This window comes from Paraburkholderia sediminicola, assembly GCF_046030555.1.
Taxonomy (GTDB): domain Bacteria; phylum Pseudomonadota; class Gammaproteobacteria; order Burkholderiales; family Burkholderiaceae; genus Paraburkholderia; species Paraburkholderia sediminicola_E.
The window spans coordinates 1-5,600 of sequence record NZ_JAQQCH010000055.1; the positions used below are offsets into that span (position 1 = coordinate 1).

The 5,600-nt window shown below is 53.2% G+C and carries 2 tRNA genes and 3 rRNA genes; all 5 read left to right on the forward strand.

The window, feature by feature from the left end:
• The first annotated feature begins 257 nt into the window (after positions 1 to 257).
• The 5 genes from PQQ52_RS34480 (at position 258) to rrf (ending at position 5,544) form a co-directional block, all read left to right on the forward strand.
• A 16S ribosomal RNA gene (locus PQQ52_RS34480) occupies positions 258 to 1,788 on the forward strand.
• Between the two features lie 63 nt (positions 1,789 to 1,851).
• A tRNA-Ile gene (locus PQQ52_RS34485) sits at positions 1,852 to 1,928 on the forward strand.
• Between the two features lie 72 nt (positions 1,929 to 2,000).
• Positions 2,001 to 2,076: transfer RNA gene (locus PQQ52_RS34490), tRNA-Ala, on the forward strand.
• Between the two features lie 327 nt (positions 2,077 to 2,403).
• Positions 2,404 to 5,283: ribosomal RNA gene (locus PQQ52_RS34495) — 23S ribosomal RNA — on the forward strand.
• A 148-nt stretch (positions 5,284 to 5,431) separates the two neighbouring features.
• Positions 5,432 to 5,544 (forward strand): 5S ribosomal RNA (gene rrf / locus PQQ52_RS34500).
• Together the 16S, 23S and 5S rRNA genes with 2 tRNA genes alongside form the textbook arrangement of a ribosomal RNA operon.
• Positions 5,545 to 5,600 lie beyond the last annotated feature (56 nt).

The window sequence follows — 5,600 nt, forward strand, 5'->3', positions numbered from 1 at the left end:
GTTGTGAAGTTGGCGACGACGGTGGCTGGTTCGGTAGTGAATGCGGACTCGATCTTTAAAAATTAACAGCCGATAAGTGTGGGCGCTTGATGCGCGACGCGCCGGTGGACTCTTCGGGGTCTGCCGGGGAAGCGAAAGTATCAAGTCTCACACTAGTATTAAAGGAAGGTTTTCCTGCTGGAAGGCAGGAGGATCATTCGTCAGTACGTTGAGTGAGCGACCGGGTTCGAAAGAGCCCGAAAAACAGTAACAGGTTTGAACTGAAGAGTTTGATCCTGGCTCAGATTGAACGCTGGCGGCATGCCTTACACATGCAAGTCGAACGGCAGCACGGGAGCAATCCTGGTGGCGAGTGGCGAACGGGTGAGTAATACATCGGAACGTGTCCTGTAGTGGGGGATAGCCCGGCGAAAGCCGGATTAATACCGCATACGCTCTACGGAGGAAAGGGGGGGATCTTAGGACCTCTCGCTACAGGGGCGGCCGATGGCAGATTAGCTAGTTGGTGGGGTAAAGGCCTACCAAGGCGACGATCTGTAGCTGGTCTGAGAGGACGACCAGCCACACTGGGACTGAGACACGGCCCAGACTCCTACGGGAGGCAGCAGTGGGGAATTTTGGACAATGGGGGCAACCCTGATCCAGCAATGCCGCGTGTGTGAAGAAGGCCTTCGGGTTGTAAAGCACTTTTGTCCGGAAAGAAAACCTTTGCCCTAATACGGTGGGGGGATGACGGTACCGGAAGAATAAGCACCGGCTAACTACGTGCCAGCAGCCGCGGTAATACGTAGGGTGCAAGCGTTAATCGGAATTACTGGGCGTAAAGCGTGCGCAGGCGGTCCGCTAAGACAGATGTGAAATCCCCGGGCTTAACCTGGGAACTGCATTTGTGACTGGCGGGCTAGAGTATGGCAGAGGGGGGTAGAATTCCACGTGTAGCAGTGAAATGCGTAGAGATGTGGAGGAATACCGATGGCGAAGGCAGCCCCCTGGGCCAATACTGACGCTCATGCACGAAAGCGTGGGGAGCAAACAGGATTAGATACCCTGGTAGTCCACGCCCTAAACGATGTCAACTAGTTGTTGGGGATTCATTTCCTTAGTAACGAAGCTAACGCGTGAAGTTGACCGCCTGGGGAGTACGGTCGCAAGATTAAAACTCAAAGGAATTGACGGGGACCCGCACAAGCGGTGGATGATGTGGATTAATTCGATGCAACGCGAAAAACCTTACCTACCCTTGACATGTATGGAACCTGGCTGAAAGGTCGGGGTGCCCGAAAGGGAGCCATAACACAGGTGCTGCATGGCTGTCGTCAGCTCGTGTCGTGAGATGTTGGGTTAAGTCCCGCAACGAGCGCAACCCTTGTCCCTAGTTGCTACGCAAGAGCACTCTAGGGAGACTGCCGGTGACAAACCGGAGGAAGGTGGGGATGACGTCAAGTCCTCATGGCCCTTATGGGTAGGGCTTCACACGTCATACAATGGTCGGAACAGAGGGTCGCCAACCCGCGAGGGGGAGCCAATCCCAGAAAACCGATCGTAGTCCGGATCGCACTCTGCAACTCGAGTGCGTGAAGCTGGAATCGCTAGTAATCGCGGATCAGCATGCCGCGGTGAATACGTTCCCGGGTCTTGTACACACCGCCCGTCACACCATGGGAGTGGGTTTTACCAGAAGTGGCTAGTCTAACCGCAAGGAGGACGGTCACCACGGTAGGATTCATGACTGGGGTGAAGTCGTAACAAGGTAGCCGTATCGGAAGGTGCGGCTGGATCACCTCCTTTCTCGAGCTAACGTGTCGAACGTTGAGCGCTCACGCTTATCGGCTGTGAACAAGACAGACTCAGGGGTCTGTAGCTCAGTTGGTTAGAGCACCGTCTTGATAAGGCGGGGGTCGATGGTTCGAATCCATCCAGACCCACCACTGTTTCTGCGGTGGCTGCGCTAATGACTGAACCCCTGGGGCATCAATGCGGATAGCAATATCTGTGTGACTGGGGGATTAGCTCAGCTGGGAGAGCACCTGCTTTGCAAGCAGGGGGTCGTCGGTTCGATCCCGTCATCCTCCACCAATCATCAATGCCTAGCGTTCGGTTCCGGGTTTGCGGGATTAACCGAGCTTTATGCATTGGCGATTGAGCCAGTCAGAGTGATATGAAGCAGAGCTTTATATCGGCTGTCGTTCTTTAACAATCAGGAAGAAGTAGTAAAGAGATTCACGAAAGATCACTTAGAGATGGGTGATTGAGTAGGTGAATCAGGGTTGTGATTGTATCAATGTATGAAAAGGTAATCGAAAGATTGCCTTGGAATACGGCGCAACACGAATACTCAACCTGTAGCGATTGTGGCGAAGGTGGCATTCCGAGTGGATGGCACATGAGACACACCCGTTATAGGGTCAAGCGAACAAGTGCATGTGGTGGATGCCTTGGCGATCACAGGCGATGAAGGACGCGGTAGCCTGCGAAAAGCTACGGGGAGCTGGCAAACGAGCTTTGATCCGTAGATGTCCGAATGGGGAAACCCACTCCTTTTGGAGTATCCATGACTGAATACATAGGTCATGAGAAGCGAACGCGGTGAACTGAAACATCTAAGTAACCGCAGGAAAAGAAATCAACCGAGATTCCCAGAGTAGTGGCGAGCGAAATGGGATCAGCCTGTACTCTTTATCTTCATTGTTAGTCGAAGGCTCTGGAAAGTGCCGCCATAGCAGGTGATAGCCCTGTAGACGAAAACAGCGAGGAAGAACTAGGTGTACGACAAGTAGGGCGGGACACGTGAAATCCTGTCTGAAGATGGGGGGACCATCCTCCAAGGCTAAATACTCGTGATCGACCGATAGTGAACCAGTACCGTGAGGGAAAGGCGAAAAGAACCCCGGGAGGGGAGTGAAATAGATCCTGAAACCGCATGCATACAAACAGTAGGAGCCTCCTTGTGGGGTGACTGCGTACCTTTTGTATAATGGGTCAGCGACTTACATTCAGTGGCAAGCTTAACCGATTAGGGAAGGCGTAGCGAAAGCGAGTCCGAACAGGGCGTTCAGTCGCTGGGTGTAGACCCGAAACCAGGTGATCTATCCATGGCCAGGATGAAGGTGCGGTAACACGTACTGGAGGTCCGAACCCACTAACGTTGAAAAGTTAGGGGATGAGCTGTGGATAGGGGTGAAAGGCTAAACAAACCTGGAAATAGCTGGTTCTCTCCGAAAACTATTTAGGTAGTGCCTCGTGTATCACCTTCGGGGGTAGAGCACTGTCATGGTTGTGGGGTCCATTGCGGATTACTACGCCATAGCAAACTCCGAATACCGAAGAGTGCAATCACGGGAGACAGACATCGGGTGCTAACGTCCGGTGTCAAGAGGGAAACAACCCAGACCGCCAGCTAAGGTCCCCAAATATTGCTAAGTGGGAAACGAAGTGGGAAGGCTAAAACAGTCAGGAGGTTGGCTTAGAAGCAGCCATCCTTTAAAGAAAGCGTAATAGCTCACTGATCGAGTCGTCCTGCGCGGAAGATGTAACGGGGCTAAGCAATATACCGAAGCTGCGGATGCACATTTATGTGCATGGTAGGAGAGCGTTCCGTAAGCCTGCGAAGGTGCATTGAAAAGTGCGCTGGAGGTATCGGAAGTGCGAATGCTGACATGAGTAGCGATAAAGGGGGTGAAAGGCCCCCTCGCCGTAAGCCCAAGGTTTCCTACGCAACGTTCATCGGCGTAGGGTGAGTCGGCCCCTAAGGCGAGGCAGAAATGCGTAGCTGATGGGAAGCAGGTTAATATTCCTGCACCATTGTTAAATGCGATGGGGGGACGGATCGCGGAAGGTTGTCCGGGTGTTGGAAGTCCCGGTTTCTATGTTGGAGAAGGCACTTAGGCAAATCCGGGTGCGCAATTCAAGGGCATGGGACGAGCCGCTTAGGCGGTGAAGCAACTGGAAGTGGTTCCAAGAAAAGCCTCTAAGCTTCAGTTTAACAAGACCGTACCGCAAACCGACACAGGTGGGCGAGATGAGTATTCTAAGGCGCTTGAGAGAACTCGGGAGAAGGAACTCGGCAAATTGGTACCGTAACTTCGGGATAAGGTACGCCCCTGTAGCTTGATGCGCCTGCGCGCAAAGGGTGAAGGGGTTGCAATAAACTGGTGGCTGCGACTGTTTAATAAAAACACAGCACTCTGCAAACACGAAAGTGGACGTATAGGGTGTGACGCCTGCCCGGTGCCGGAAGATTAAATGATGGGGTGCAAGCTCTTGATTGAAGTCCCGGTAAACGGCGGCCGTAACTATAACGGTCCTAAGGTAGCGAAATTCCTTGTCGGGTAAGTTCCGACCTGCACGAATGGCGTAACGATGGCCACACTGTCTCCTCCCGAGACTCAGCGAAGTTGAAGTGTTTGTGATGATGCAATCTCCCCGCGGCTAGACGGAAAGACCCCATGAACCTTTACTGTAGCTTTGCATTGGACTTTGAACCGATCTGTGTAGGATAGGTGGGAGGCTATGAAGCGTGGACGCCAGTCTGCGTGGAGCCGTCCTTGAAATACCACCCTGGTTTGTTTGAGGTTCTAACCTTGGCCCGTTATCCGGGTCGGGGACAGTGCATGGTAGGCAGTTTGACTGGGGCGGTCTCCTCCCAAAGTGTAACGGAGGAGTACGAAGGTACGCTAGGTACGGTCGGAAATCGTGCTGATAGTGCAATGGCATAAGCGTGCTTAACTGCGAGACCGACAAGTCGAGCAGGTGCGAAAGCAGGTCATAGTGATCCGGTGGTTCTGTATGGAAGGGCCATCGCTCAACGGATAAAAGGTACTCTGGGGATAACAGGCTGATACCGCCCAAGAGTTCATATCGACGGCGGTGTTTGGCACCTCGATGTCGGCTCATCTCATCCTGGGGCTGTAGCCGGTCCCAAGGGTATGGCTGTTCGCCATTTAAAGAGGTACGTGAGCTGGGTTTAAAACGTCGTGAGACAGTTTGGTCCCTATCTGCCGTGGGCGCTGGATATTTGAAGGGGGCTGCTCCTAGTACGAGAGGACCGGAGTGGACGAACCTCTGGTGTACCGGTTGTCACGCCAGTGGCATCGCCGGGTAGCTATGTTCGGAAGAGATAACCGCTGAAAGCATCTAAGCGGGAAACTCGCCTTAAGATGAGATATCCCCGGGGCTTCGAGCCCCTTGAAGGGTCGTTCAAGACCAGGACGTTGATAGGTCAGGTGTGGAAGCGCAGTAATGCGTTAAGCTAACTGATACTAATTGCCCGTAAGGCTTGATCCTATAACCGGTGTGTCTTGCACACGCACGGTTGAGTGATCGATGTTGTGCCAGAAACAACACAACCCAATGTAATACCGAGAGGCATCCTCTCAGCTACTTCTTCCAGATTGGTTGTATTGCTCCTCGAGCAGTACGGCAACAAGTCATGCCTGATGACCATAGCGAGTCGGTCCCACCCCTTCCCATCCCGAACAGGACCGTGAAACGACTCCACGCCGATGATAGTGCGGATTCCCGTGTGAAAGTAGGTAATCGTCAGGCTCCCCAGCAGCATCAGAAACCCCACCCCTCAAAGGTGGGGTTTCTGCGTTTACGGC